Annotated in this window: 22 protein-coding genes; 4 read left to right on the forward strand and 18 right to left on the reverse strand. The window is 68.9% G+C overall.

Annotated features, from left to right (window positions below):
- Positions 1-57: 57 nt before the first annotated feature.
- A complete protein-coding gene (locus BM172_RS12900; protein ID WP_026635582.1) occupies positions 58-981 on the reverse strand; it encodes a glycosyltransferase family 2 protein in 924 nt (307 codons plus the stop codon).
- Positions 982-1,031: 50 nt separating this feature from the next.
- Positions 1,032-1,772 (reverse strand): monofunctional biosynthetic peptidoglycan transglycosylase, encoded by a 741-nt coding sequence (gene mtgA, locus BM172_RS12905; protein ID WP_026635583.1) that lies wholly within the window; start codon positions 1,770-1,772, stop codon positions 1,032-1,034.
- A 162-nt stretch (positions 1,773-1,934) separates the two neighbouring features.
- On the opposite strand from mtgA, the gene BM172_RS12910 reads away from it, so the two are divergent.
- Complete coding sequence (locus BM172_RS12910; RefSeq protein WP_026635584.1) at positions 1,935-2,831, forward strand: Hsp33 family molecular chaperone HslO; 897 nt, start codon at positions 1,935-1,937, stop codon at positions 2,829-2,831.
- A gap of 214 nt (positions 2,832-3,045) precedes the next feature.
- Here the strand turns inward: BM172_RS12910 and BM172_RS12915 are convergent, their stop codons facing one another.
- On the reverse strand, positions 3,046-5,940 hold the full coding sequence (locus tag BM172_RS12915; RefSeq protein WP_035323474.1) for a bifunctional diguanylate cyclase/phosphodiesterase: 2,895 nt from the start codon (positions 5,938-5,940) through the stop codon (positions 3,046-3,048).
- A 277-nt stretch (positions 5,941-6,217) separates the two neighbouring features.
- Here BM172_RS12915 and BM172_RS12920 point away from each other — a divergent pair, with 277 nt between their 5' ends.
- Positions 6,218-7,108 (forward strand): hypothetical protein, encoded by an 891-nt coding sequence (locus BM172_RS12920; RefSeq protein WP_331279772.1) that lies wholly within the window; start codon positions 6,218-6,220, stop codon positions 7,106-7,108.
- Between the two features lie 134 nt (positions 7,109-7,242).
- On the opposite strand, the gene BM172_RS12925 is transcribed toward BM172_RS12920, so the two are convergent.
- The 5 genes from BM172_RS12925 to BM172_RS12945 all read right to left on the reverse strand — a co-directional run bounded on the left by BM172_RS12925 (position 7,243) and on the right by BM172_RS12945 (position 11,776).
- Positions 7,243-8,148, reverse strand: coding sequence for a DUF4097 family beta strand repeat-containing protein (locus tag BM172_RS12925; RefSeq protein WP_026635587.1), 906 nt, complete (start codon positions 8,146-8,148; stop codon positions 7,243-7,245).
- Positions 8,149-8,165: 17 nt separating this feature from the next.
- Complete coding sequence (locus BM172_RS12930) at positions 8,166-8,594, reverse strand: hypothetical protein (RefSeq protein WP_026635588.1); 429 nt, start codon at positions 8,592-8,594, stop codon at positions 8,166-8,168.
- Entirely contained in the window at positions 8,591-9,142 is a 552-nt protein-coding gene (locus BM172_RS12935; RefSeq protein ID WP_026635589.1) for an RNA polymerase sigma factor, read from the reverse strand. The genes BM172_RS12930 and BM172_RS12935 overlap by 4 nt, the downstream gene beginning before the upstream one ends.
- A gap of 153 nt (positions 9,143-9,295) precedes the next feature.
- Complete coding sequence (locus BM172_RS12940; RefSeq protein ID WP_026635590.1) at positions 9,296-11,071, reverse strand: phosphoenolpyruvate carboxykinase (GTP); 1,776 nt, start codon at positions 11,069-11,071, stop codon at positions 9,296-9,298.
- Positions 11,072-11,197: 126 nt separating this feature from the next.
- The gene (locus BM172_RS12945; protein WP_026635591.1) at positions 11,198-11,776 is read right to left on the reverse strand and encodes a TetR/AcrR family transcriptional regulator; all 579 of its coding nucleotides are present in this window, start codon (positions 11,774-11,776) and stop codon (positions 11,198-11,200) included.
- 86 nt (positions 11,777-11,862) lie between these two features.
- On the opposite strand from BM172_RS12945, the gene BM172_RS12950 reads away from it, so the two are divergent.
- Positions 11,863-12,741, forward strand: a complete 879-nt coding sequence (locus BM172_RS12950; protein WP_026635592.1) for an alpha/beta fold hydrolase — start codon at positions 11,863-11,865, stop codon at positions 12,739-12,741.
- 81 nt (positions 12,742-12,822) lie between these two features.
- Positions 12,823-15,291 carry an acyl-CoA dehydrogenase gene (locus tag BM172_RS12955; RefSeq protein WP_026635593.1) on the forward strand — a complete coding sequence of 823 codons (2,469 nt, stop codon included), beginning with the start codon at positions 12,823-12,825 and terminating at the stop codon, positions 15,289-15,291.
- 63 nt (positions 15,292-15,354) lie between these two features.
- On the opposite strand, the gene BM172_RS12960 is transcribed toward BM172_RS12955, so the two are convergent.
- From BM172_RS12960 to BM172_RS13005, 10 genes are all read right to left on the reverse strand, one after another.
- Positions 15,355-16,350 (reverse strand): diguanylate cyclase domain-containing protein, encoded by a 996-nt coding sequence (locus BM172_RS12960; protein ID WP_026635594.1) that lies wholly within the window; start codon positions 16,348-16,350, stop codon positions 15,355-15,357.
- Positions 16,347-16,913, reverse strand: coding sequence for a chemotaxis protein CheB (locus BM172_RS12965; RefSeq protein ID WP_026635595.1), 567 nt, complete (start codon positions 16,911-16,913; stop codon positions 16,347-16,349). The genes BM172_RS12960 and BM172_RS12965 overlap by 4 nt, the downstream gene beginning before the upstream one ends.
- Position 16,914: 1 nt before the next feature.
- Positions 16,915-17,778 (reverse strand): CheR family methyltransferase, encoded by an 864-nt coding sequence (locus BM172_RS12970; RefSeq protein WP_051548767.1) that lies wholly within the window; start codon positions 17,776-17,778, stop codon positions 16,915-16,917.
- A complete protein-coding gene (locus BM172_RS12975; protein ID WP_026635597.1) occupies positions 17,775-21,452 on the reverse strand; it encodes a response regulator in 3,678 nt (1,225 codons plus the stop codon). The genes BM172_RS12970 and BM172_RS12975 overlap by 4 nt, the downstream gene beginning before the upstream one ends.
- Positions 21,453-21,520: 68 nt before the next feature.
- Positions 21,521-22,447 (reverse strand): CPBP family intramembrane glutamic endopeptidase, encoded by a 927-nt coding sequence (locus tag BM172_RS12980; protein ID WP_026635598.1) that lies wholly within the window; start codon positions 22,445-22,447, stop codon positions 21,521-21,523.
- A gap of 12 nt (positions 22,448-22,459) precedes the next feature.
- Entirely contained in the window at positions 22,460-24,061 is a 1,602-nt protein-coding gene (locus tag BM172_RS12985; protein ID WP_026635599.1) for a peptide chain release factor 3, read from the reverse strand.
- 35 nt (positions 24,062-24,096) lie between these two features.
- Positions 24,097-24,600: a GFA family protein gene (locus BM172_RS12990; RefSeq protein ID WP_026635600.1), complete on the reverse strand. Its 504-nt coding sequence runs from the start codon at positions 24,598-24,600 to the stop codon at positions 24,097-24,099.
- A 35-nt stretch (positions 24,601-24,635) separates the two neighbouring features.
- The gene (locus tag BM172_RS12995) at positions 24,636-25,298 is read right to left on the reverse strand and encodes a M24 family metallopeptidase (RefSeq protein ID WP_026635601.1); all 663 of its coding nucleotides are present in this window, start codon (positions 25,296-25,298) and stop codon (positions 24,636-24,638) included.
- Positions 25,299-25,302: 4 nt separating this feature from the next.
- Complete coding sequence (locus tag BM172_RS13000) at positions 25,303-25,656, reverse strand: DUF1304 domain-containing protein (protein ID WP_026635602.1); 354 nt, start codon at positions 25,654-25,656, stop codon at positions 25,303-25,305.
- 133 nt (positions 25,657-25,789) lie between these two features.
- Entirely contained in the window at positions 25,790-26,533 is a 744-nt protein-coding gene (locus BM172_RS13005; RefSeq protein ID WP_035323478.1) for a 2OG-Fe dioxygenase family protein, read from the reverse strand.
- Positions 26,534-26,658: the final 125 nt, after the last annotated feature.

Below are 26,658 nucleotides of genomic sequence, written 5' to 3' on the forward strand. Positions count from 1 at the left end.
TCTAGCGCCGCCGCGCGGCGGAGGTGTAGCGCGGACGTGAATCCGTGCCGGCGCCGCTCAGCGCCGCCGCTCCTCGATGAAATACAGCGGCCGCTGCTTGCTCTCCGCATAGTTGCGGCCCAGGTATTCGCCGATCACCCCCAGCGCCAGCAGCTGCACGCCGCCGAGGAACAGGATCACCAGCATCAGGGTGGGATAGCCGCGCACCGGATCGCCGTAGAGCATGACCTTGGCCAGGACCCAGCTGCCGTAGACGAAGGCCAGCAGCGAGGCGCTCAGGCCGATCCAGGTGGCCAGGCGCAGCGGGGCGGTGGAGAACGAAGTGATGCCCTCGATCGCCAGCTGGCCCAGACGCCAGTAGTTCCACTTGGTCTGGCCGGCCTGGCGCGGCTCGCGCTGGTAATGCACGGCGGTCTGGCGGTAGCCGATCCAGGCGAACAGGCCTTTCATGAAGCGCTGGCGCTCGCGCAGCTGGCGCAATGCGTCCAGGGCACGCCGGGAGAGCAGGCGGAAGTCGCCGGTGTCGCGCGGCACCGGCGTGTCGGACAGCTTTTCCATGGCGCGGTAGAACGCGGCTGAGGTGAAGCGCTTGAAGCCGCTCTCGCCGGCGCGCGCGCTGCGGGTGGCGTAGACCACGTCGTAGCCGGCGCGCCACTGTTCGACCAGGGCGGGGATCAGCTCGGGCGGATCCTGCAGGTCGGCGTCGATCACCACCACGGCGTCGGCGTCGGCTTCGTCCAGGCCGGCGGTCATCGCCGCCTCCTTGCCGAAGTTGCGCGAGAGCTTGAGCGCGGCGGCGCGCGGATCGCGCTGCGCGAGCGACTCGAGGATCTCCCAGCTGCGGTCGGTGCTGCCGTCGTCGACGTACAGCACGCTGGCCTCCAGCGGCAGCTGGTCGAGCACCTGCGACAGGCGCTGGTGGAAGTGCTCCAGCACCGCCGCTTCGTTGTAGGCGGGCACGATGACGGTCAGCTGCGGCATGCGCGGGTCCATGCGGGCGATGCGCGCATGCTAGCGGAGCGGCGCCGGCTTCAGCGCGTGCGCCGGACCTGCGCCGGCGTGTCGCCGCGCAGATAGCCGGGGCCGCCGAGCTGGCCCATCTGCTGCTGGATCCACGCCGCGCGGCCCAGCACGTAGGGACTGGGCTGGGCCACTTTGAAGCGGCGCGGGCTGGGCAGCACCGCGGCCAGGCGCGCGGCCTGCGCCGGCGCCAGGCGGGCCGGCGGCGTGCGGAAATAAGCGTCGCTGGCGGCGCCCACGCCGTAGACGCCATCGCCCAGCTCGGCGATGTTCATGTACACCTCGAGGATGCGCTGCTTGGGCCAGGTCAGTTCGATCAGCACGGTGAAATACGCTTCCAGCCCCTTGCGCACGAAACTGCGGCCGTTCCACAGGAACAGGTTCTTCGCGGTCTGCTGGCTGATCGTGCTGGCGCCGCGCAGGCGCTTGCCGTCCTCGGCGGCGTCCATGGCGTCATGGATGGAATCGAAATCGAAGCCATGGTGGAACGGGAATTTCTGGTCCTCGCCGGCCACCATCGCCATCGGCACATAGGGCGATACCTGCGACCAGGGCACCCAGCGGTAGCGCAGGTGGAAGTCCTGCTCGCCATGGATCAGTGCGCTCAGGCGCCGCTCCATCATCACCGCCGAGGTCCACGGCGGCACGAAGCGCAGCACCAGCACCGCGAACCAGCTCAGGGCGAGCCAGGCGACCAGCAGGATCGCGAGCGGGCGCAGCAGGCGGAAAAGCAGGGGACGGCTGGGCGGCATGGCCTTGGGTTCGGAAGGATGGGGTCGGCGGCGACGCGGCAGTATAAGAGGCTGCCTCGCCGGCTTGGCATACACTCGGGGGCCAGCGGCGCCCCGGCGCGCCGACTTGCATGGCCTTGCGGCGCCCCCATCTCTCCGCGCTTGTCCTCAGAGGTTCGCATCGTGGAAACCGTTCTTGTCGAAGACGTGCTGCACCGCTTCCTGCTCGAGCGCGCCGGCGTGCGCGGCGTGCTGGTGCGGCTGGGCGCCGCCTGGCGCGAAGTGGCCGGCCGCGCGGATTACCCGCCCGCGCTGAACGCCCTGCTGGGCGAGTCGCTGGCCGCCAGCGCGCTGCTCACCGGCAACATCAAGCTGGAAGGCAACCTCTCGATCGAACTGAAGAGCAGCGGCCCGCTGCGCCTGCTGTTCACCGAGTGCAGCGACCAGGGCCGGCTGCGCGGCCTCGCGCGCTGGGATGGCGTGCTGCCCGCGCCGCTGGAACTGGAAGCGCTGCCCGACGCGGTGATGGCCATCACCATCGGCCACGCCGAGCGCGGCCAGCGCTACCAGGGCCTGGTCGACCTGCGCCATGCGGAACTGGGCGGCGCGCTGGAAGGCTATTTCACCCAGTCCGAGCAGCTGCCGGCGCGGATCCTGCTGGCGGCGGACGGCGAGCACGCCGTCGGCCTGATGCTGCAGCGCCTGCCCGGCGAGGGCGGCCGCGACGGCGTACAGGACGAGGATGCCTGGCCGCGCATCGGCCATCTGGTCGATACGCTGGGCAAGCAGGAAATGCTCGCCACCGCGCCGGAAGAGCTGCTGTACCGGCTGTTCCATGAGGAATCCGTGCGTTTGTTCGATCCGCGCCCGCTGGCCTTCGGCTGCAGCTGCACGCGCGAGCGCGTGGAATCGATGCTGCGCTCGCTGGGCCGGGCGGAAGTGGAAGCCGCGCTGGAAGCGCGCGAGGGCGAGATCGAGGTGACCTGCGAGTTCTGCGCGCAGCGCTATACGTTCGACCGCATCGACGCCGAGCACCTGCTCAGCCATTCCAGCGTCAGCGCGCCGGGCACGGCGCAATAAAAAGGCTGGGGACGCTCTGATCTATTCCACGCGCCCGGCATGGCGTCCAGAAGGCCCGCCGGCGGTGCTGCGTGGCGCAGGGCAGACTGGCCGTCTGTTCAAGCCGCGCGGCACCGCCGGCGGGCCTTCTGGACGTCACCCCATCATTCAAGTTCAACAGGCGGGGCCGTTCTGCAAGAACGGTGACGGGTGCGTGGAATAGATCAGAGCGTCCCTAGGGCAGCGCGAAGTGATATTCGCGCTGCAGCCACACATCCGCCGCATGCGGCGTGGCGAACAGGAAACCCTGGCCGTAGCGGCAGCCGACGCGCAGCAGCGCGTCGCGCTGGTTCTCCTGCTCGATGCCTTCGGCGATCACCTGCATCTGCAGCGAATCGGCCAGCACCTGGATCGCGCGCACCACGGCGAGGCTGTGGCCGCCTTCGCGCGGCAGCTCGGTGATGAAGGAACGATCCACCTTCAGGGTGCTGATCGGGTACTGGTGCAGGTAGCTCAGCGAGGAGTAGCCGGTGCCGAAATCGTCCAGCGCGATGCCCACGTCGTGGTCGCGCAGGTTCTCCAGGATGCGTTTGACCTGCGAAGCGTTTTCCAGCAGCGCGCGCTCGGTGACCTCGATGCGCAGGCAGCGCGTCGGCAGGCGATGGGCGGCGAGCAGGTCGAGCAGGCGGCGGTCCAGGTCGGGCGAACGGAAGTGGCGGCCGGAGACGTTGATGCTGACGAAGCCGTCGCTGCCGGTGAGCGCCTCGGCCTGGGCGCAGACCTGTTCGAAGATCTGCCAGTCGATGCTTTCCGAGCAGCCGCTTTCCTCCGCCACGGCGAGGAAATCGCTGGGCGTGAGCAGGCCGCGGTCCGGGTGGCGCCAGCGCAATAGCGCCTCATAACCGACCGTGCGGCCGTCCTCCAGCGAGACGATCGGCTGGTAGAACGGCACGAATTCGTTGCGGCTCAGCGCGCGGCGCAGGTCGCCTTCCATCTCCAGCAGCGACAGCGCCTCGCGGCGCAGGCGGTCGTCGAACACGGCGGCGCGGTGGCGGCCTTCGTCCTTGGCGCGGTACATCGCCGCGTCGGCGTCGCGCAGCAGTTCTTCCGGGCGCTGGTAGTGCGGGCCGGGCAGGGCGATGCCGATCGAGGCGGAGGTGAAGATCTCCTTGGCGCCCAGGCGGAACGGCGTCTGCAGCTCGGCGATGATGCGCTCGGCGATCACCAGCGCCATGCGGTAGTCGGTGATGCCTTCGGCCAGCACGGCGAATTCGTCGCCGCCCAGGCGGGCGACCACGTCGCGGGTCTTCAGGCAGGCGCGGATGCGGCCACCGACCTGGAACAGGAGATCGTCGCCGACCAGGTGGCCGACCGAGTCGTTGATGACCTTGAAACGATCAAGATCGATGAACAGTACGGCGAACATATCGTTCGGATTGCCGTGATAGCGCTGCAATGCCTGCTCCAGCCGCTGCAGCAGCAGGGTGCGGTTGGGCAGGCCGGTGAGCGAGTCGTGCAGGGTTTCGTACTTGAGGCGGCGCTCGACGCGCTCGCGTTCGGCGATCTGTTCGCGCAGGTCGCGGTTGGCCAGGGCCAGCGCGCGGGTGCGCTCGGTGACGCGGCGCTCCAGGCTGGCGTAGGCCTGCTTCAGCGATTCGGTGGTGTGCTTGCGCTGCAGCGCGTTGGCGACGTGGTAGCTGACGAAGGTGAGCAGCTCCTGGTCGCGCACGTCGTAGGTGTGCTCGGGCGAATAACTCTGCACCGCCAGCACGCCCATCGCGCGCTCGCCCCAGATCAGCGGCACGCCCAGCCAGCACACCGAGCGCGAGCCGTGGTGGCCGATCTCGCCCTGGCGGGCCAGGCGGTCGATGTCGTCCGGCGAGGCCAGCAGCGGCTTGCCGTGGCGCAGCACGTACTCGGTGAGGCCGCGGCCGTGCGAGCGCGGCAGGCGCACCGTGTCGAACTCGTCGACCGAATACGGGAAGGTGAGCTGGTTGGGCTCTTCGTCCAGCAGCGCGATATAGAAGTTGCGTGCGTACAGCAGGCCGCCGATCACGCGGTGCACGGCGGCGTAGAAGTTGTCGAGGCTTTCCGAGGCGTTGGCCAGTTCCGCGATGCGGAACAGCGCCGCCTGCAGCCGCTCGCCGCGCTGGCGCTGCAGCACCTGCTGGCGCAGCACGCGGTTGGCTTCGCGCAGCGCGGCGGTGCGGCTGGCGACGCGGCGTTCCAGTTCGGCGTGCGCCTCGCGGCGTTCCAGTGCGGTCTGCACGTGCTTGGCGACGTAGCTGAGCAGCTCGCGGTCGTGTTCGGTGTAGTGGGTGTCCTCGCGATAGCTCTGCACCACGATGCCGCCGACCACGCGCCCGTCGCGCTGCAGCGGCACGCCGAGCCAGTCCTCGCAGACCGGCCCGAGCAGTACGAACTGGCCGGCGAACTGGCGCGACAGCTCTTCCACCGAGCCCATGATCGGCTGGCCGCTCTGCAGCAGGTTCCAGGTGAGGCTGTGGCGCATGTCCTGCAGCGGCACGCTCTGGTCGGGCAGGGGCGGATCCTTGTCCATGGTGTCGACGTAGTACGGGAAGCGCACGCTGTCGGTGGCCGGGTCGTACAGCGCGACGTAGAAGTTCTCCGCGTACATGAGGCTGCCGAGGATGCCGTGCAGCGCGTGCATCATCTCGGCCATGTTGTGTTCGGTGCTGGCCTGGTCGGCGATCGCGTAGAGCGCGCGCTGCAGGCGCTCGGCCATGGCCAGGCGGGAGATCGCCTCGTACAGGCGCGAGGTCTCGGCCAGCTGGCGCAGGCGCGAGGCGGCCATCCGGCCCAGCCAGGCGATTTCCTCGGCGGCGCCGGCCGGCAGCGGGCCTTCGGTGGCCACGGCCAGCAGGCGCTGGCACTGCGGGTCCTCGGCCAGGGCCAGCTGGCCCGGCAGGAGCGGGTCCGCGGGGGCCTCCAGCTGGCGCCAGACCAGGGAGCCGCGCACCCCGAGGGCGCGGATCATCGTCCCGCAGATTTCCATCACGGCGGCCGCGTCACCCGCCCGGAACAGACCCTCGACAGCCGCATGCAACGCCGCGGAGCCGGGCTCCGGGGGCGGGTACATGGGGGCGGCATTGGTGGGTACTGAACTCATCCGGCGTGGACCGGTCCATCGCTTAAGGTCACATACGCCTTTATATCGTCTCTGTTCAGCGTTGTCGCTGACGGAACGGGCCGGCGTAGCCGCTTTTTGGCCGGATGGGACTCCAGAATATTTTGCGGTCTGGATCACCCAATTACCGGGGCAAAATGGATGTAAGTAAAAGTTAAATTGTGGTAAGCTCCAACCACCCGAGCCCTGGGGAGGGTGTGGGTTCCATCCACGTAGAGCTTTATTCCGGTCGAACTCCATGCGTCGCCTGCTGTTGCCCATGCCATTTCTGCTGATGCCGCTTGCCGCGGCAGGGCAGTCGCTGGCCGGCGATACGCACGAGCTGGCCAACCGCCTGCTGGCCCAGAAGCCGGACCAGGTGGTGCAGGTCGGCCCGGATACGGCGGTTCCCCTGTGGCGCGGCAGCGATGGCCGCTGGCTGACGATCAAGGCCGATAGCGGCACGTTCGGCTCTGCCCAGCACAGCGACGGCCCGCTCCAGTTCAGCGTGGTCGACGCTTCCCGCGCCGTTTCCACCGACCTGACCTACGGCCTGGGCTCCAATTTCCAGGCGCATGTGGGCGTCAGCGAGCACAGCTGGATCAACAACCGCGTGCCGCGCGTGATCGGCAGCGAGATCGGTGCCACCTACAGCAGCGGCCGCTACAGCGTGGGCCTGAGCCTGGGCGCCAACAGCACGCCGAATGCCTCGGTGCTGCCGCGCCTGCTGCCGGGCGCTCCCGCCGGCGTCAACGGCCTGAACGCGTTCGACAGCAGCGCGCAGCTCAATGCCCGCGGCCGCGTGGCGCTGGACAACAAGAGCGGCATCGACCTGGGCGCCAGCGTGGGCCGTGTGCGCCTGCTGCCCGGCAACCTGCTGGGCGTCAATACGCTGGACCAGAAGGCGCTGAGCTTCGGCGTCGACCGCGGCCCGCTGGCCGTCGGCGTGGCCGGTCGCGTCATGCAGCCGGCGCTGCCGGGCACGGGCTACAACAGCGACCGCCGCTGGAGCAGCATCGACCTGGGCGTCACCCTGCGCCTGCCCTGGCAGGGCGAGCTGAGCATCGGCGCGCAGAACGTGTGGTCGTCCGGCAATGCGGTGAATACGCCCGCCGGCCCGGAGCCGGACCAGTCGCGCACGCCGTACGTGCAGTACCACCAGGATCTCTGAGTTCGTCGGCCTGACTTGATCGGCCTGGGTTGATCGACCTGAATTGATCGGCACGCAGTCGAACTCGATGCAAAACAAGAAGCCGTCGCTACTGGCGACGGCTTCTTCGTTTCGGGGCCCGTCCGAGCCGGCGCTCAGTCCTGCCGGCGGATGCGCAGGTCGCCGCTGAACGTCTCCAGCTTGATGGTCGAACCGCCGCTGCCGGCCGTGGTATCCAGCTCCGTACCCGGGCCGTGTTCCACCTTGCGCGGCGAACCGAAATCGCTGCGCAGGTCGCCACTGAACGTATTGGCGTGAATCTGCGCGGCAAGGTTGCCTGGCACCTGCACCTGCACATCGCCGCTCATGCTGTCGATGTTCATGTCGCCGCCGCCGGCCATGCCGCCGCCCACCTGCACGTCGCCGGAGACGGTGCTCAAGTTGAGCCGCTTCCACGGTCCGCCGTTGACGTGGATGCGGCCGGACACGGTCTGCAGTTCGGCCTCGCGTCCCACCGACGGAGCGAGGATGTCGCCGCTCACCGTCTGCAGGTCCACCTTGTCGGCGTGGCCGGCCAGTTCCAGGCTGCCGCTGACGCTTTCCGCTTCCACCGAGGGCGAGCGCGCGTTGATGCGCACCTTGCCGCTCACCGAATTGATCTTGATGCTGCCGCCGTCGATGCCATCGATGCTCGCCGGCGCGCTGACCACTTCCACTTCCAGCGAGGCGGCCTTGGGCACGCGCACGTCCAGCGTGGTGTTGCCCATCGCAGTGTCGTTGCTCCAGTTGAACCAGCGCGACTTGCCCGTCGATTCCACTTTCAGCTCGAGGTTGCCGTTGTCGCCCTCGAACTCCAGCGGCCTGGCGCCTTCGCCCAGGCGGCCGGTGACCTGCACCTGGTTGCGGTCCCAGGCGGTGACGGTGACCGAGCCTTTGACGTTGCTGATCTGCAGCTGCACGTTGGGCTTGGCGTCGTGGCTGAGGTTGATCGGCGTATCGGCGTAGGCCTGGCCGATCGCCAGGGCCAGCAGCAGGACAGGTAGATTGCGTGCGGTTTTCATGATTGTGCTCCGGTGACTCAGCCTGCCTGTTGTTCCATCTGGCGCAGTTGCGACTGGCGTTTGGCGGTGCGGTCCAGCAGACGCTGCAAGGCGGGGGAATGCGGTGCCTGCTGGATGGCCTGTTGCAGTTCCATGCGTGCGGCGTCCAGTTCCACCGCCGCGCCGGCCAGGCGCGGGTCGGAGGGTTTCCAGTTCGCCGGCACCTGTACTTCGAGCGTGGCGGGCGCTTCGACCCGCAGCCGATGATTGATCGCGACAGCCAGCAGCGACAGTCCGGCGAAGCTCGCCGCGAGCATCCAGGCGTGGCTGCGCCGTGCGCGCGGGGTTACCGCGGCGGCGGGCGCTGCGGCATCCAGCTTCGCTTCGATGTCCACCCACAGGTCTCGCCGCGGGGACACCGGCTCGCGCAGGGCGCGCATCTGGCGATGCCATTCGAATTCGTTCATGACGCTTCTCCAAGTACCTTGCGCAGCAGTCCGCGTGCGCGGTGCAGCTGCGCTTTCGACGAGCCGACGGCCATGCCGAGCTCGGCGCTGATTTCCTCGTGCCGCCAGCCTTCCACGTCGTGCAGGACCAGCACGGCGCGCGCGCGTGGCGGCAGTTTGCCGATCGCACGTTCCAGTTCGTCGCGTTCGGCCGCACAGAACGGAGTCTGGCCGTGATCCGGCAGGTCGTCCTGGTCCATCGTGCTGACCGGGTCGGCGCCGCGCGAGCGGATGTCCATCAGCGCCACGTTCACCGCCAGGCGATACAGCCAGGTGCCGAACGCGCTTTCGTGACGGAAGCCGGCGAGTTTCTGCCAGGCGCGCACGAAGGCATCCTGGGTCAGGTCCTCGGCGCGTGCGTGGTCGTAGCCGGCCAGCCGGAGTACCGCGCCGTAGACGCGATCCGCATGCCGGCGATAGAGCCGCTGGAACGCTGCCCGGTCGCCGTCCGCAGCGGCGCGCACGTCGGCGGCGTCGTCGTCGGGCGCTGCGACGATGGCAGGCGGCATGGGGTTTCCGGTGGTGGCGCAGGCGCTGATCATCTTGCCAGCTTGGATGCGCCGTGGCGCGGCAAGGTTTAGAGGAGGGGGCTCATCGGCCATCGGTCATGGCCGCGATGCGGAAGGCGGCGGCCGGGCCTTGCGCCACGGCCGCCGCGAACGTCAGGAAGCGACCGCGGAAGCCCGCGGCGCGCCGGCAAGCGCGCCGGCGACGCGCTGCAGTTCGTCATGCAGGCGCTGCGGCATGCGCTGGCCGAACTCGCTCAGGTAGCCGCCGATGGCGGCGGCCTCGGCCTGCCAGCCGGCTTCGTCGACGTGCAGCAGCTCGTCCAGCGCGGCGGCGTCGAGGGCCAGGCCTTCGGTACGCAGCTCGCCCCGGGCCGGCAGCGTGCCGATCGGCGTATCGACACCGGCGGCCTTGCCTTCGACGCGGGCGATCATCCATTCCAGCACGCGCAGGTTGTCGCCGAAGCCCGGCCACAGGAACTTGCCGTCCTTGCCTTTGCGGAACCAGTTGACGTGGAAGATCTTCGGCAGTTGCGCGCCCGGCTGGTCGAACGACAGCCAGTGCTTGAAATAGTCGCCGTAGTGGTAGCCGCAGAACGGCTTCATCGCCATCGAATCGCGGCGCAGCACGCCGACCGCGCCGGTGGCCGCGGCGGTGGTTTCCGAGCCCATCGCGCCGCCGACCAGCACACCGTGCGCCCAATCGCGCGCCTCGAACACCAGCGGCACCAGGGAGGGGCGGCGGCCGCCGAATACGATCGCGCTGATCGGCACGCCCTGCGCGTCCTCGGCCTTGGGCGACCAGGTCGGGCACTGCTTCGCGCTTACCGTGAAACGCGCATTGGGATGCGCGGCCGGTCCGTTGGCCGGGTCATAGGCGCGGCCCTGCCAGTCGAGCGCCGGCTCGCCCGGCAGGCCTTCCCACCACGGCTGGTTGTCGGCGGTGACGGCGACATTGGTGAAGATGGTGTCGCGCGCGATGCTGGCGAGCGCATTGGGATTGCTGCCCGCGCTGGTGCCCGGCGCCACACCGAAGAAGCCGGCCTCGGGATTGATCGCGTACAGGCGGCCGTCCGCGCCGGGGCGCATCCAGCAGATGTCGTCGCCGACGGTCCACACCTTCCAGCCGTCGCGGCGATAGCCTTCCGGCGGAATCAGCATGGCCAGGTTGGTCTTGCCGCAGGCCGAGGGGAATGCGGCGGCAATGTAATGCGTCTGCCCCTGCGGATTCTCGATGCCGACGATCAGCATGTGCTCGGCCAGCCAGCCCTCGGACTTGGCCTGCCAGCTGGCGATGCGCAGCGCGTGGCACTTCTTGCCCAGCAGCGCGTTGCCGCCGTAGCCGGAGCCGTAGGACTTGATCGCCAGGTCCTCGGGGAAATGCATGATGAAGCGGCGCTCCGGGTCCAGCTCGCCGGTGGAGTGCAGCCCCTTCACAAAGGTCTCTTCGCGCTCGATGCGCGCCAGCGCCGCGGCGCCCATGCGCGTCATGGTGCGCATGTTGGCGACCACGTAGGGGCTGTCGGTGATCTCCACGCCGCAGCGGGCCAGCGGGGAGTCGATCGGGCCCATGCAGTACGGGATGACGTACATGGTGCGGCCTTCCATGCAGCCGTCGAACAGGCCGTCCATCTTGGCGTGGGCCTCGGCCGGGTCCATCCAGTGGTTGTTCGGGCCGGCGTCCTCGCGCTCCTTGGTGCAGACGAAGGTGAGGTGTTCGACGCGGGCCACGTCGGAAGGGCTCGAGCGGTGCAGGTAGCAGCCCGGATGGGTCTGCTGGTTCAGTTCGACCAGGTCGCCGGTCTGCAGCATCTGCTGCACCAGCGCCTGGTATTCGGCGTCAGAGCCATCGCACCAATGGATGCGGGCGGGGCGGGTCAGCGCCGCCGCCTCGTCGACCCAGCGCTGCAGCGCCTCCAGCTTGCTCGCCATGCGTTCCTCTCTCTGGTCTTAGAACAAAAAAGAGCAGAAACGGTAGTTTGCGTGTACTGGCATTGCAAGGCGGAGTGCAGCAAAGCGGCCCTGCAGTGCCGCCAAGCCGCTGATGCGGCTGGTCTTTCAGCCAGGCGTGAGCGTCTTGATCATGTGCTCGACGTAGGCATCGAACTCTTCATGGCTGATGCGCGGTAGACCCAGCGTGAAGTTGAGCTGGAGGAAGCCCACGTAGGCCGCATAGGTGAGGCGCGCGCGATTCAGTGCCTCGTCCGGCGCCAGGCCGGCCTCGCGGTAGATGTTGGTGAGGAATTCCATGCGCCGCTGCGAGACGCGGGCCATCACCGGCACCACCTGCGGGTGGTCCAGCGCCTTGAGCAGGGCGGCATAGACGCGGTGCGGGGCGATCTCGTGGGCGACGCGGCGGAACAGTTCCGGCAGGCGGGCGCGCGGGTCGGGCATGGCCTCGATCTGGCTGATCACTTCGCGCTCGCCGTACTGTTCCCAGCGCTCCAGCGCCGCCTGCAGCAGGGCCTCGCGGGTGCGGAAGTGCCAGTAGAAGCTGCCCTTGGTGACCCCGAGCTGGCGGGCCAGGGCTTCCACGGCCAGGGCGCCTACGCCCTGGTCGGCAATCAGCTTGAGGGCGGCATCTTCCCAATCTTCGGCGGAAAGACGGGTGCGTTCGGGTTTGGCGCTGGCATTCATTCCAGCATGGTAGCCCCAGTCCTAGGCTTTGCAATCCGAACGGGCATGGTTGACGGCGGCTTGGAGGGCAATCCATACTCGTCCGTATGGTTACTGTCGCGTCCATTGCCGATTCGTCCTCGCGCTTCACCGCCGCCGATGGCGTGCGGCTGGCGATCGACGTGCGCCAGCCGGAGGGCCGGCCGCCCCTGCTGTTTGCCCACGGCTTCGGCCAGACCCGCCACGCCTGGACCGCCACCGCGGATGCGCTGGCCGGCGAGGGTTGCCGTTGCGTCAGCTTCGACAGCCGCGGCCATGGCGAAAGCGAGCGCGTGCCCGGCGGCGATTACCACATGGAACAGTTCGTGGCCGACCTGGTCGGGCTGGCCCGCGCGCAGCCGGAACCGCCGGTGCTGGTCGGCGCCTCGATGGGCGGCCTGCTCGGCCTGGTGGTGGCCGGCGAGATCGAACCCACGCTGTTCCGCGCCCTGGTGCTGGTGGATATCACCCCGCGCTGGGAGACCGCCGGCGTCGAGCGCATCCTCGCCTTCATGCAGGCGCATCCGGACGGTTTCGCCGACTACGCCGAAGCGGCCGAGCAGATCGCCGCCTACCTGCCGCACCGGCCTGGCCGCAAGAGCGAAGACCAACTGCGCCCGCTGCTGCGCGAAGGCGCCGACGGCCGCCTGCGCTGGCACTGGGACCCGGCCCTGCTCGGCGGCGACCTGGTGCGCGAGAGCGAGCGCTACCAGCCGCGCCTGATGAGCGCCGCGGCTAACGTGCGCGCGCCGCTGCTGCTGCTCTCCGGCGGACGCAGCGACGTGGTCTCGCGCGACACGGTCGACGAATTCCTGCGCCTGGCCCCGCATGCCGAGCACGTGGAACTGCCGCGCGCCACGCATATGGTGGCCGGCGACGCCAACGACGCTTTCACCCGTGAGATCGCACGCTTCCTGCGGACTCTGGATGGTGAAGCCACGCATTGAATGCCGCACGGACGCGGAACCTGATCGAGTAGTTCTTATGCCTGTCCATCGCAACAACGCCATTCGCGACGAGGTGCTTCCATGTCCGTGATCCTCACCCTGCTGGCGGCGCTCATCGCTACCGGCGCCTGTGCCTACCATCGCAGCAGCCTGCGGACCTGGGCGGTCGTCACGCTCGGCGCCACGGTGATCGTGGGCCTGATCGCGGGCGCGCCGGTCACCACCGTCGTGCTGCTGGTCATCGAGCTGCTGGTCGCGGTGCCGCTGCTGATGCTGGACTTCCGCCGCAAGAAGATCAGCGCGCCGCTGCTGAAGCTGTTCGCCAAGGTCACGCCGAAGCTGTCGGAGACCGAGCAGACCGCGCTGGAGGCCGGCACCGTCGGCTTCGAAGGCCAGCTGTTCTCCGGCAAGCCGGACTGGCACGAGCTGATCAAGCAGCCCAAGCCGGAGCTGAGCACCGAAGAGCAGGCCTACATGGACGGCCCGGTCGAGCAGCTCTGCGGCATGCTCAACGACTGGCAGATCACCCACGAGCTGGCCGACCTGCCGCCGGAGGTCTGGGCCTTCGTCAAGAAGCACAAGTTCTTCGGCATGATCATCCCGAAGCAGTACGGCGGCCTGGGCTTCTCGGCGCTGGCGCATTCGGCCGTGCTGCAGAAGCTGGCGACCATGTCGGCCACGGTCGCCTCCACCGTCGCGGTGCCCAACTCGCTCGGCCCGGCGGAGCTGCTGCTGCACTACGGCAGCGACGAGCAGAAGAACTACTACCTGCCGCGCCTGGCGGTGGGCGAGGAGATTCCCTGCTTCGCCCTCACCGGCCCGTACGCCGGCTCCGACGCCACCTCGATCACCGACTACGGCATCGTGTGCAAGCAAGTGGTCGATGGCGTCGAGACGCTCGGCATCCGCCTGACCTTCGACAAGCGCTACATCACGCTGGCGCCGATCGCCACCGTGGTCGGCCTGGCTTTCCGCATGTACGACCCGGACCAGCTGCTGGGCGACAAGGACGACCTCGGCATCACCCTGGCGCTGATCCCGCGCTCGACCCCGGGCCTGGAGATCGGCCGCCGCCACTTCCCGCTCAACATCCCGTTCCAGAACGGCCCGGTGCACGGCAAGGACATCTTCGTGCCGATGTCGGTGCTGATCGGCGGCCCGGGCATGGCCGGCCACGGCTGGCGCATGCTGGTGGAATGCCTGTCGGTCGGCCGCGCCATCTCGCTGCCGTCCAATGCCACCGGCGGCGTGCGTTCCGCGGTTGCCGCGACCGGCGCCTATGCGCGCATGCGCAAGCAGTTCGGCCTGTCCATCGCGCGTTTCGAAGGCGTGGAAGAGGCGCTGGCGCGCATCGGCGGCCTCACCTACGCCACCGCCGCGCTGTCGCGTGCCACGGCCGCCGCGGTGGACCGCGGCGAGAAGCCGGCGGTGCCCTCGGCGATCGCCAAGTACCACGCCACCGAATGGGGCCGCATCATCGCCGGCGACGCCATGGACGTGCACGGCGGCAAGGCCGTGCAGCTGGGTCCGAAGAACTACGCCGGCCGCGCCTGGCAGGGCGTGCCGATCGCCATCACGGTGGAAGGCGCGAACATCATGACGCGCAGCCTGATGATCTTCGGCCAGGGCGCGATCCGCTGCCATCCCTACGTGCTGAAGGAAATGCAGGCGCTGTCGATCAACGACTACGGCGACCGCCTGAAGACTTTCGACCGCCTGCTGTTCAGCCATATCGGCTTCGGCATCTCCAACGCGGTGCGCGCCTTCACCTTCGGCATCACCGGCTCGCGCATCGGCGAAACGGCGGGCGATGCCTACACCCGCCGCTACTACCGCAAGCTCGACCGCTACTCGGCCGCGCTGGCGCTGTGCGCGGACACCTTCATGGGTGTGCTCGGCGGCAAGCTGAAGTTCAAGGAAAAGCTGTCCGCGCGCCTGGGCGACGTGCTGAGCTACCTGTACATCGCCAGCGCCATGCTCAAGCGCTACGAGGACACCGGCCGTCCGGAAGCGGACCGCCCGCTGCTGGCCTGGGCTTTCCACGAATGCATGTGGCGTACGCAGATGGCGCTGGACGGCGCGATCCGCAACTTCCCGGTGCGCCCGGTCTCCTGGCTGCTGCGCGCGCTGGTGTTTCCGTTCGGCCGCCGCGAAGTGCCGCCGTCCGATCGCCTCGGCCGCCGCGTCGCAGCGATCATCACCGCACCGGGCGAAGCCCGCGACCGCCTGCTGGAATGGGTCTATCTCACCCCGACGGCGAACAACACGGTCGGCCGTATGAATGCGCTGCTGCCGGACGTGATCGCCGCCGAGCCGGTGGAGCGCAAGTTCCTCAAGGCGCAGAAGGCCGGCCAGTTCAAGTCGCACGACTACCTCGGCCAGCTGGCCGAGGCCGAGAAGGCCGGCCTGATCGACAGCGCCGAGGCCGCCCTGCTCAAGCGCGTGCGCGAGGGCGTGTTCGAGTTCATCTCGGTGGACGATTTCGATCCGGCCGAGCTGGGCGCGGCCAAGGCCAAGGACGAAACGAAGAAGCTGGCCGACGCGGCTTAAACCAGCGATTTAAACCAGCGGCATGCAACGGCGGGATCCGGCGTATCCGGCTCCCGCCGTTTTTTATGGCGCCATCACGCAACGGTTCTTGCCGTCTTCCTTGGCCTTGTACAGCGCGCGGTCCGCGGCCTGGATCAGGTCCTCGTCGTTGCGCGCATCGCCGGCCCACAGCGCGATGCCCTGGCTGGCGCTCACCTGCGCGATGAACGGCCCGCGGCGTCCTTCGAGCGGGTAGGGCGCGGCCAGTTCGCCGCCCAGTTCGCGGCAGCGATGCAGCAGGCCGTCGACGTCGGAGACATCCTCCAGGACCAGCGCGAACTCGTCGCCGCCCAGGCGCGCCACGGTGTCGCTGGCGCGCAGCGCCGCGTTCAGGCGTCCGGCGATGGCGCGCAGCAGATCGTCGCCGGCCGGATGGCCGTGCTGGTCGTTGACGCCCTTGAAGCCGTCGATGTCCAGCAGCACCAGCGCGAACGCACTGCCATGCCGCGGCGCGCGCTGCATCGCGGTGCGCAGCCGGTCGTGGAACAGCACGCGGTTGGGCAGGCCGGTGAGCATGTCATGCGTGGCCTGGTGGCGGATCGCCGCCTCGGCCCGCTCGCGCTCGGCCATCTCGATGCCGAGCTGGTGGTTGCGTTCGGACAGCTCGCTCAAGGTCGCGCGCAGCTGCGCGCGCGCCTCGTACAGCTCCAGGAACACGCGCACCTTCGATTGCAGGATGGTGTCGTTCACCGGCTTGGCGATGTAGTCCACCGCACCGAAGCGGTAGCCCTTCAGCCGGTGGATGTCGTCCGCATAGGCCGCGGTGACGAAGATGATCGGCGTCTCGTGCAGCTGGCCGGATTCGCCCATCAGCGAGGCCACCTCGTAGCCGTCCATGTCCGGCATGTTCACGTCGAGCAGGATCAGCGCGAACTCGTGGTCCAGGCACAAGGTCAGCGCCTCGTTGCCGCTGCTCGCCTCCAGCAGATCGGCGCCGCAATTGGCCAATAGCCGCCGCATCGCCACCAGGTTGGCGTGGGTGTCGTCGACGACCAGGATCTTCGGGCGGGCGATGTTCATGCGAGACAGAGCCGGTTGAGTAGCGAGGGAATATCCGCCAGCGGCAGGCAATGATCGGCGCCGGCGCGTTCCAGCGCGGCCTGCGGCATGGTGGGGCTTTCCGCATCGCCGGGCTCCTGCACGATGGCGATGCCGCCGTGGCCGCGGATCGTCGCCAGTCCTTGGGCGCCGTCGCTGTTGGCGCCGGTGAGCACCACGCCGACCAGGGCGTCGCGATAGGCCTCGGCGGCGGAATCGAATAATACGTCGATCGAAGGGCGGGCGTAGCTGACGCGCGGATCCACGCTCAGCGCGAAGCGGCGGTCGTGTTCGATCAGCAGGTGATAACCGCTGGGCGCCACGTGCACCGTGCCGGCCTGCGGCAGCTCGCGCTCGCGCGCTTCGGTCACGCGCAGGCGGGTATGCCGCGCCAGCAGCTCGCACATCAGCTCGACCGTGGCCGAGCCGGTGTGGCAGCACACCAGCAGCGGCTGCGGCAGGCGCGGATCCACTTGCGCCAGCAAGCGTTCCAGGGCGGTGAGGCCGCCGGCCGAGCACCCGATCGCGATGGCTTCGGGCGCCACCTCAGCCTGCCCTGGGCGCTTTGGCGCCGAGCCGGTAGATGCGCAGGCCGGCGTCGACCGGCACGAAGTCCGCCGCGGCCGGCGCGAAGTCCAGGCTTTCGCGCGTGCCCAGGCAGAGGAAGCCGCCGCGCACCAGGCTGTCGCGGAACAGGCCCAGGGTGCGGTCCTGCAGCGGGTCGGAGAAATAGATCAGCACATTGCGGCACAGCACCAGGTGCGCTTCGCAGAACACTTCGTCGGTGACCAGGTTGTGGTTGGCGAAGATCACGTTGCGGCGCAGCCGGCTGTCCAGCTTCAGCAGTTCGTAGCGCGCGCTGTAGTAGTCGGCGAGCGTATGGCTGCCGCCGGCCGCCAGATAATTGCGCGACCACAGCTGCGCTTCGCGCGCCGGGTAGATGCCTTCCTGGGCGTGGCGCAGCGCGGCCGGATTGAAATCGGTGGCATAGATCTGCGTGCGTTCGTACAGGCCCGCTTCCTCCAGCAGGATGGCCAGCGAATAGACCTCCTGCCCATGCGCGCAGCCGGCCTGCCAGATGTTGATCTGCGGATACGAGGCCAGTAGCGGGAGCACCTGCTCGCGCAGCGCGCTGAACACTTCCGGGTCGCGGAACATCTCCGACACCGGCACCGACAGTCCCTCCAGCACGGTGGTCAGGAAATCCGCCTCGTGCAGCAGGCGGCCGGTGAGCGCGCTGATGGTGCCGGTGCCATGGGCGTGGACCAGCTGCTGCACGCGCCGCTTGAGCGAGGCAGGCGCGTACTGGCTGAAGTCGTAGCCGTGGCGCGCCTGCAGCGCGCGCACGAACAGCTCCACCTCGATGTCCTCGAGTTCGCCGTCCGTCCTGCCGGCGCTGTGCTCCTTCATCGATGCAGCCACACGCGCAGCATCGAGGACAGCTTGTCGATGTCGATCGGCTTGGACAGGTAATCGTTGGCGCCGGCCTCCAGGCATTTCTCACGATCGCCGCGCATGGCCTTGGCGGTGAGCGCGATGATCGGCAGCTTGGCGAAGCGCGGCTGCGCGCGGATCTCGCGGATGGTGTCGTAGCCGTCCATCACCGGCATCATGATGTCCATCAGCACCAGTTCGAGGCCGCCCTGCTCGTCCAGCGCCTTGAGCGCCTTCAGGCCGTCCTGCGCCATGTTCACCTGCATGCCCCAGCCGCGCAGCACCTTGGACAGTGCGAACAGGTTGCGCATGTCGTCGTCCACCAGCAGCACCTTGCGCCCGCTCAGCTCGCTGGGCATGCCGTTGATGGCCGGCGCCTGCGCCGGCGCGGCAGCGGTGGAAACACTTGCTGTCGCGGACGGCACGCTGCGGCCCTTGCCGTCGCGGATGCTGTGCAGGAACAGGCTGACCTCGTCCATCAGCCGCTCCGGCGAGCGCGCGCCCTTGATCACGATGCTGTCGGTGTACTGGCGCAGCTTGAGGCTTTCCTCGCGGCTCAGCTCGCGGCCGGAATAGATCACCACCGGCGGGGTGCTGGCGCCGTTGCCCAGGCGCTCGAGGAACTCCATGCCGTCCATGCCGGGCAGGCCCAGGTCGAGCACGATGCAGTCGTAGCTGCCTTCCGCCAGGCGCTGCTGCGCTTCCTCGGCGCTGCCGGCCTCGTCGATGGTGACGTCGTCGCCGCGCAGCAGGGTGCGCATCGCCGCGCGCGAATCCGCGTCATCATCGACGATCAGCAGCCGGCGCGCCTGGCCCTCGGCGAAATGCAGCAGGCGGTCGAAGGCGCCGTCGATCGATTCGCGGCTCACCGGCTTGGTGAGGAAGCCCACCGCGCCGAGGTCGCGGCCGCGGCTGGCGTCGTCGACGGCGGAGATGAAATGCACGGGGATATGGCGGGTCGCGGCGTTTTCCTTCAGGCGCGCGATCACCGTCCAGCCGTCCATGCCCGGCAGCATCACGTCGAGCAGGATGCCGGTGGGACGGAAGCGCTGCGCCAGCTGCAGGCCGGACTCGCCGTCGGCGGCGGCCAGCGCGCGGTAGCCCTTGCGGCGCACCATGTCGGCGAGGATGCGCGCGAACACCGGATCGTCCTCGACGATCAGGATCGCGGTGTCGCCCGGCGCCAGCGTGTCGCGATCGTCCTCGATGGTCTCGGGCAGCAGTGCGCTGCTGAACGGCGCCGGCCGGGCTTCCATCGGTGCGCTCTGCGTCGGCGAGGGTGCAGCGGCACCATCGACGCTCTCGGGCAACAGCATGGTGAAGATGCTGCCGCGGCCTTCTTCGCTGTCCAGCACGACGCTGCCGCCGAGCAGCTCCACCAGCCGGCGCGAGATGGCCAGGCCCAGGCCGGTGCCGCCGTACTGGCGGCTGGTGCTTGCATCGACCTGCTCGAACGCGTTGAACACGCGCTCGGCCTTGGCGCGCGGAATGCCGATGCCGGTGTCGTGCACCGCGATGGCGATCGCGGGTTTGCCTTGCAGCGCTTCCGGCAGCGCCAGGCCGGCCGGTGGACGCGCGATGCGCACGGTGACACCGCCCTGGTGGGTGAACTTGAAGGCGTTGCCGACCAGGTTGTTCGCCACCTGTTCGAGCTTGGCCGCGTCGGTATGGATGCTCGCCGGCACGCCCGGCTCGATCTCCACGCGGAATTCCAGCCCCTTTTCCTGCGCCACGTGGGCGAAAGTGCGCTTGAGCGCGCGCTCCAGGTCGGTCAGCGGCAGGTCGGCCAGCACCAGTTCCATCTTGCCGGCCTCGACCTTGGACAGGTCGAGGATGTCGTTGATCAGGCGCAGCAGGTTGCTGCCGGAGTCGTGGATGATGCGCGCGGATTCGATCTGCTCGCCGTCCAGGTTGCCCTCGCGGTTCTCGGCCAGGCTGCGCGACAGGATCAACAGGCTGTTGAGTGGCGTGCGCAGCTCGTGCGACATGTTGGCGAGGAATTCCGATTTGTACTGGCTGGCGCGCGCCAGCTCGTCGGCCTTTTCCTGCGTCTCGTGCTGCAGTGCTTCGAGCATGCGTTTCTGCTCGTTGAGCGTCTCGGTCTTCTGGCGCAGTTCTTCGTTGCTGGCCTGCAGTTCCTCGGTCTGCACGCGCAGCTCCTCCTCGGAGGCGAGCAGGCGTTGCGACTGCTCCTGCAGTTCGTGCGTCTTGTGGTTGAGTTCCTCGTTGCTGGTCTGCAGTTCCTGCTGCTGGTTGCGCAGGGTTTCCTCGGAGGCGCGCAGCTCGTCGGCCTGTTCCTGCGTCTGGCGCAGCAGTTCGCGCGTGCGCACGGCGCGGCCGAGGTTTTCCAGCGAAAGCGCGGCGATCGGCAGCAGTTCCTCCAGCAGGTTTTCCTGGGCATAGCTCAGGTGCTGGAAGCTCGCCAGCTCCAGCACGCCCAGCAGTTTGTCGCGCGACAGCAGCGGCAGCACGCTGATGCTGGCCGGCGGGGCCTCGCCGGTGGCGGAATGGATGCGCACATAGTCGGCGGGCACGTCCTGCAGGGTGATCGGCTTGCGTTCCAGCGCGCTCTGGCCGACCAGGCCCTCGCCCAGCGCATAGGTCGTGCTCAGGTGGCGGCGCTCGCGATAGCCGTAGCTGCCCTGCAGCTCCAGGCTGCGCCGCTCCTCGTCGTAGACGTAGAACACCGCCACGCCGACACCCAGCAGCGGTGCCAGGACGCCGGTGAGGCGGTCGCCGAATTCGCGCTGGTCGCCCACTTTCTGCAGTTCGCCGGCGATCTCGGTGGCATGGCCCTTCACCCAGGCCTGCTCGCTGGTCTCGATCGCCATCTGCTTGAACACCTGCAGCGCGCGGGCGATCTCGCCGATCTCGTCGCGGCGTTCGGTCTGGCGGATCTCGATGTTGTGGTCGTGCGAGGCCAGCTGGGTCATCAGGCCGGCCATGCGGATGATCGGGCGGGTGATCAGCTTGGAGGTCAGCACGATCACCCACCAGCCGAAGCCCAGGCTCAGCAACATGGTGCCCCAGGTCATCGCCCGCACGATCATGACGTCGCGGCGCTGCGTGGCTTCGCGCTGGTCGAGCAGCGCCTGTTCGGAGTCCTGCATCTGCTTGACGATGGTCAGCAGGTCATCGATCCGCAGCGCGCTGTGATTGAGGTAGTTCTGCTGGATATTGGTGCGTTCCAGCGCCGCCGCCGCGGGATCGGCCGCATGGATGTCGTTGATGGCGTCGATGCCCTCGTGCCGCACGTCCTTGTGCCATTGGATGGCCATGGTGCGCAGGCGGTCCAGGCGGGTCTGCTGGACCGGGTTGTCCTCGGTCAGCTTCCACAGGATCCCGATGTTCTTGGCGAGCGCGCTGTTCGCGCGTTCGAAATTCGCCAGCTCCTGCGGGGAGGGCGCGAGCAGATAGCCGCGCAGGGAGGCGCGGCCGTGCAGCAACTCCTGCGCCACGTCGTCCAGGCTGCTGAGTACCGCCAGGGTATGCCGCGTCCAGCGCGTGCTTTCTTCCTGGCGCGACAGGGTGGTGAGCGTCACCACGCCGCAGATCACGAACAACAGCACCAGGCTGCCGATGGCCAGCTGGATCTTGTGCTGGATCGGCTGGTGCGCCAGCCAGGAATAGCGGCGGGGGGCGGTGGCCATGCGGGTTCCCTGTATCGTCTGGCCGGGGCTGTCCGGCCTGCGGTGCGCGCAGGGTAGCGCAGCCGGCGTCAGGCCGGCGTGGTCGGCGGGCGGCGCTTCCAGGACGGGGGCACGATCGAGCCGCGGCGCAGGGCAATGGCCAGCAGCAGGGCGCTCAGGCTGCTGCAGACCAGCAGGGCGACCACCGAGGCCTCGGCGCCGAAGCCGCCGCCGCTGAGCCAGGTCGGGCCAGTCAGGCTGGCGACCAGGAAGCCGTGCGCCGGAAGGCCGGATACGGCGATGCCGAACACGGTGCCCTGCATGACGTTCCAGGCCAGGTGCATGCCCACGCAGATCCACAGCGAGCGGGTCACGTGGTAAAGCAACCCCAGCAGGATGCCGGCCTCGATGGCGATCGCCGCCGAGCTCCAGGCGGTCGCCCCGGGGTTGCCCAGGTGCGCGGCGCCGAAGAACAGCGCCGAAATCGCCAGCGCCCACCAGGTGCCGAGGCCTTCCTCGACGATGCGGAACAACACGCCACGCGACAGGATTTCCTCGCCCAGCCCCGCGCCCAGGCCGACCACCAGTACGGCCGGCACCCAGTCGGCGGCGGGGTCGGTACGCAGCACGTGGTAGCTGCCGAGCAGCCACAGCGCGGCCACCGTGATGCTCATCAAGGCGATGCCGATCAGCAGGCCCAGGCCGCCTTGCGCCGGCAGGCGGCGCAGCGACAGCTCCGCGACAGGACGGCGCTCGACGCCACGCACAAGCGCCAGGTAGGCGATCAGCGCGGGCAGGACCTGCTCAAGCAGCATGGCCAGCGCGCGCAGCGCCGGATCGGCGTCCTTGGCGGTCCAGCCCAGCAGGTGGAGTAGGGAGCCGAGCAGGAAACCGGCCGCGATCATCGTCACCACGAAGCTGACGATGCGCGCCACCGGCGAGAACACCAGCCGGCGCTGCCACCTGGTGGCATTCGCGGGGGTGACGAAGGCGAGCTGGGTTCCGATTGCGTCCATGCGGTCCACGGGTCAGACGTCCAACGAGGCGGCGTGCTCGCGCGTGGCCGAGAAGCGTACCTGCGGCCAGCGCTCCTGCGCCAGCTGCAGGTTGACCCGCGACGGCGCCAGGTAGACCAGCTCGCCGGCGGCGTCCACCGCCAGGTTCATCGCGTTCTTCTCGCGGAATTCTTCCAGCTTCTTCTCGTCGCCGCAGTGCACCCAGCGCGCCGTGGCCACGCCGACCGGCTCGAACGCGGCATCGACGCCATATTCGTCCTTCAGGCGGTACGCCACCACGTCGAACTGCAGCACGCCGACCGCGCCCAGCACCAGGTCGTTGCTCATCAGCGGGCGGAAGAACTGCGTGGCGCCTTCTTCCGACAGCTGGGCCAGGCCCTTCTGCAGCGCCTTCATCTTCAGCGGATCGCGCAGGCGCGCGCGGCGGAACAGCTCCGGCGCGAAGTTGGGGATGCCGGTGAACGAGACCGGCTCGCCCTCGGTGAAGGTGTCGCCGATGCTGATGGTGCCGTGGTTGTGCAGGCCGATCACGTCGCCGGGGTAGGCGCTCTCGACGATCTCGCGGTCGCTGGCCATGAAGGTCAGCGCATTGGCGATGCGGACCTCCTTGCCTGTGCGCGTCTGGATCATCTTCATGCCGGCGGTGTAGGTGCCCGAGCACACGCGCATGAAGGCCACGCGGTCGCGGTGCGCCGGGTCCATGTTGGCCTGGATCTTGAACACGAAGCCGGTGAGTTTCTCCTCGTCCGGCTCGATCTCGCGGCTGAGCGTGGCGCGCGGCTTGGGCGAGGGCGCGTGCTCGACGAAGAAATCCAGCAGCAGCTGCACGCCGAAGTTGTTCACCGCCGAACCGAAGAACACCGGCGTGAGCTTGCCGGCCTGGTACTGCGCCAGGTCGAACGGATGCGAGGCGCCCTGCACCAGTTCCAGCTCGTCGCGCAGCTCCGCCAGCGCCTCGGCGCCGATAGCGGCTTCGAGGCCCGGCGCGTCGAGGCCCTTGAAGATGGTCGAATCCTGGCGCGTGAAGTTCTTGCCCGGCTCGAACACGTGCACTTCGTCCAGCAGCAGGTGGTACACGCCTTTCAGGCGCTTGCCCATGCCGATCGGCCAGGTCAGCGGCGCGCAGGCGATGCCCAGCACCGCTTCCACTTCGTCCAGCAGGTCGATCGGCGAGCGGCCCTCGCGGTCGAGCTTGTTGATGAAGGTCATGATCGGCGTGTCGCGCAGGCGGCACACCTCCATCAGCTTGATGGTGCGTTCCTCCACGCCCTTGGCGCAGTCGATCACCATCAGTGCGGAGTCCACCGCGGTGAGCACGCGGTAGGTGTCTTCCGAGAAGTCCGCGTGGCCGGGCGTATCCAGCAGATTGACGATCTTGCCTTCGTAGGGGAACTGCATCACCGACGAGGTGACCGAGATGCCGCGCTCCTTTTCCAGCGCCATCCAGTCCGAGGTCGCATGGCGCGCGGCCTTGCGGCCCTTGACCGAGCCGGCCATCTGGATCGCGCCGCCGAACAGCAGCAGTTTTTCCGTGAGCGTGGTCTTGCCGGCGTCGGGATGACTGACGATGGCGAAGGTGCGGCGGCGGAGGGTTTCGTCGAGGTGGGTGGGCATGCGCGGTGATCGGGCGGTGAGGCGAACCCGATATTCTACCGTGCCGGGGCGTTGCCTGACCCTTCAAGGGCAATCCGCCGCCGCTCCAGGCTTTCCTCCGACCACACCTCGCTGCGCCGGTAGAGCTCCGCCACCGCCCGCGCGCCCTCCGGGATCACCACCCACGGCTGCTTGCTGGCGGTGAAGACGTGGATGTCCGGCGGCAGGCGGTCGGGGTCGTCCAGCGTGCCGACGCGGACGAAGGCGAAGGTGGCGCCGCCGCCGGCGTAGTGGCTCCACAGCGCGACCATGCAGTCGGGGCAGCGGGCGACCTGCTGGCCCTTGCCGCTGAAGCTGGGGACGGTTTCGACCAGGGGCCGGCCGCGCAGCAGTTTCAGGCGGTCGGTTTCGATCACGGCGTTCAGCGCGAAGGCGGCGCCGCTTTCGCGCTGGCACCAGCGGCAATGGCAACAATGGACGATCAGGGGGCCGCTGGTGAGGCGGTAGCGGACGTCGCCGCAGCTGCAGCCGCCATCCAGGGGCAGGAACTCGACGGTCATCGGGAAGGCTCCCGGCGCGGTTCGGACGGCCCAGCCTAACCGACCAGCAGGTCCTCGTAGAAGGCGCCGTAGGGCTCGCTGGGGTGGGCGATCTGGATTTCCAGGATCCACAGGCCGCTGGAGGGCGCCTGTTCCAGCGTGCCCAGGTCGCCGGCCTTGTGGATCGCGTGCGGGAAGTCGCCCACGCGGTGGCCCTTGATGGCGTGGTTGAGGCGCCAGCCCATGGCCTGGGCCCGCTCGCCGGCGAAGGCGTACAGCGCCTCGCCGCTCAGGCCCCGCGTGCGCCAGGCCGCGGCGACCTCGTCGAACAGCGTGCGCGCGGCCTCGGCGCAGGCCTGCCTGGCGGGGTCGGCGCCGGTGGTGAAGGTGTCGCCGACGTCGCCCTCGTGGCCTTCGAAGACCAGGCCCAGGTCGATGAAGTAGATGTCGTCCTCGCCCAGGCGCAGGTCGGGGTTGGAGCGCTCGCGGAAGCTCAGCGTGGTGTTCGCGCCGATGCGGATCACCACCGGGTGCCACAGCCGTTCCAGCCCATGGGCGCGGAACACCTCGGCGGCCTCGGTCCTGGCCTCGTCTTCACTGATGCCGGGACGCATCCGCTCGCGGATGCCCTGCAGCACCGCCCAACTGCGTTCGCGGGCGCGCAGCATCAGGGCGGGGTCGTAGGCCTGGCCGACTGCTTCGCGCGGCGTCGTGGTCATGGGATCAGACCCAGCTCAGGGCCAGGCCCACCGCGGCGGGCACGGCCTGGAACAGCAGGATGCGGCGCGATGCGGTGAAGCCGCCATACAGCCCGGCCACCAGCACGCAGCCCAGGAAGAAGCGCGCCACGGCGACGCCGTCCGCCCCCAGCCACAGCGACCACAGCAGGCCGGCGGCGAGGAAGCCGTTGTACAGGCCCTGGTTCGCGGCCAGCACCTTGGACTGCGCGGCGAATTCCGCGGTGGTGCCGAAGGCCCTGCGGCCGGCCGGCTTGTCCCACAGGAACATTTCCAGCGCCAGGAACCAGATGTGCAGCAGGGCGACCAGGGCGATGACGATGTGGGCGGCGATGGACACGGCGGCTCCTTGGTTGATCCCGCATTGTAGGTTGGGGTGAGCCGCCGGCGAACCCCAACGGGCGCAAGGCTTCATGTCGGATGTGGGCGCACGATCGGATGCCTGTTGGGGTTCGCCTGCGGCTCACCCCGACCTACGTCTGGCGGAACGTCACCACCAGCACGTCGCGGTGCGCGGGGCGGCCCGGGTCGCGTGGGGTCACCGGCGTCACCCCGTGGAACACCCGCCCGTCGTCCACCAGCGCCGCGTCCAGCGGATGGGTGAGGGTGAAGCTGCCCAGTTCGGTACCGTCCGCGGTATGGATGGTGGTGGTGCCGCTTTCGATGTTCGCGCGGTCCACCAGCAGCACCAGTACGTAATCCACGCCGTCGCGGTGCACGCCCTCGGGCGTGGGCTCGCCGGCCAGCCCGGCGCGGGCCTCGATGCGGAACTGGTGCACCTCGACGTGCCAGCGCGCGACCTGCGGCGCCAGCGGACTGAAGAACTCGCGGGCGAAGCCGAGGATGCGCTGCAGGCTGGATCCCGCGGCGATGGCCGGCTGCACCGGCTCGAACCAGCGCTCGATGCCGCCCTGCAGGTTGTTGTAGTCCAGGCTCTGGTAGTGCGGCTGCCGCGGGCGCAGCTCGAACGGCCCGGTTGTCCCCGCCGCGAACACTGCATGGCGCCGCCGCCGGTGGCGGCCCTTGGCGGCGAGGTAGTCGTCCGGCCCCAGGTCGTTCCAGCTGCCGGCGAACGCGGCCCAGTCCGCCATGGCCTGGCCGGACCCGTCGTCCAGCAGGTGTTCCATGGCCAGGTGGGTGGCGAAGGCGAAGCCGTCGCGCCGGAGCAGCTCGCGCAGGCTCCCGGGCGAGGTGGCCTGGTGGTCGGAGGCGGTCATGGGCGTCCCTGGGGAGTGGGAAAGCGGCCAAGCATAGCGCCGACGCGGGCGCGGCGTATGGCCGGGCGATGCACGCCGGCCAAGGCGTCGCAGGCCTTGCTGGTGCTGCGTTTGGGGTGCTTTCG

The organism is Dyella marensis, from assembly GCF_900112865.1.
Classification (GTDB): Bacteria; Pseudomonadota; Gammaproteobacteria; order Xanthomonadales; family Rhodanobacteraceae; genus Dyella_D; species Dyella_D marensis_A.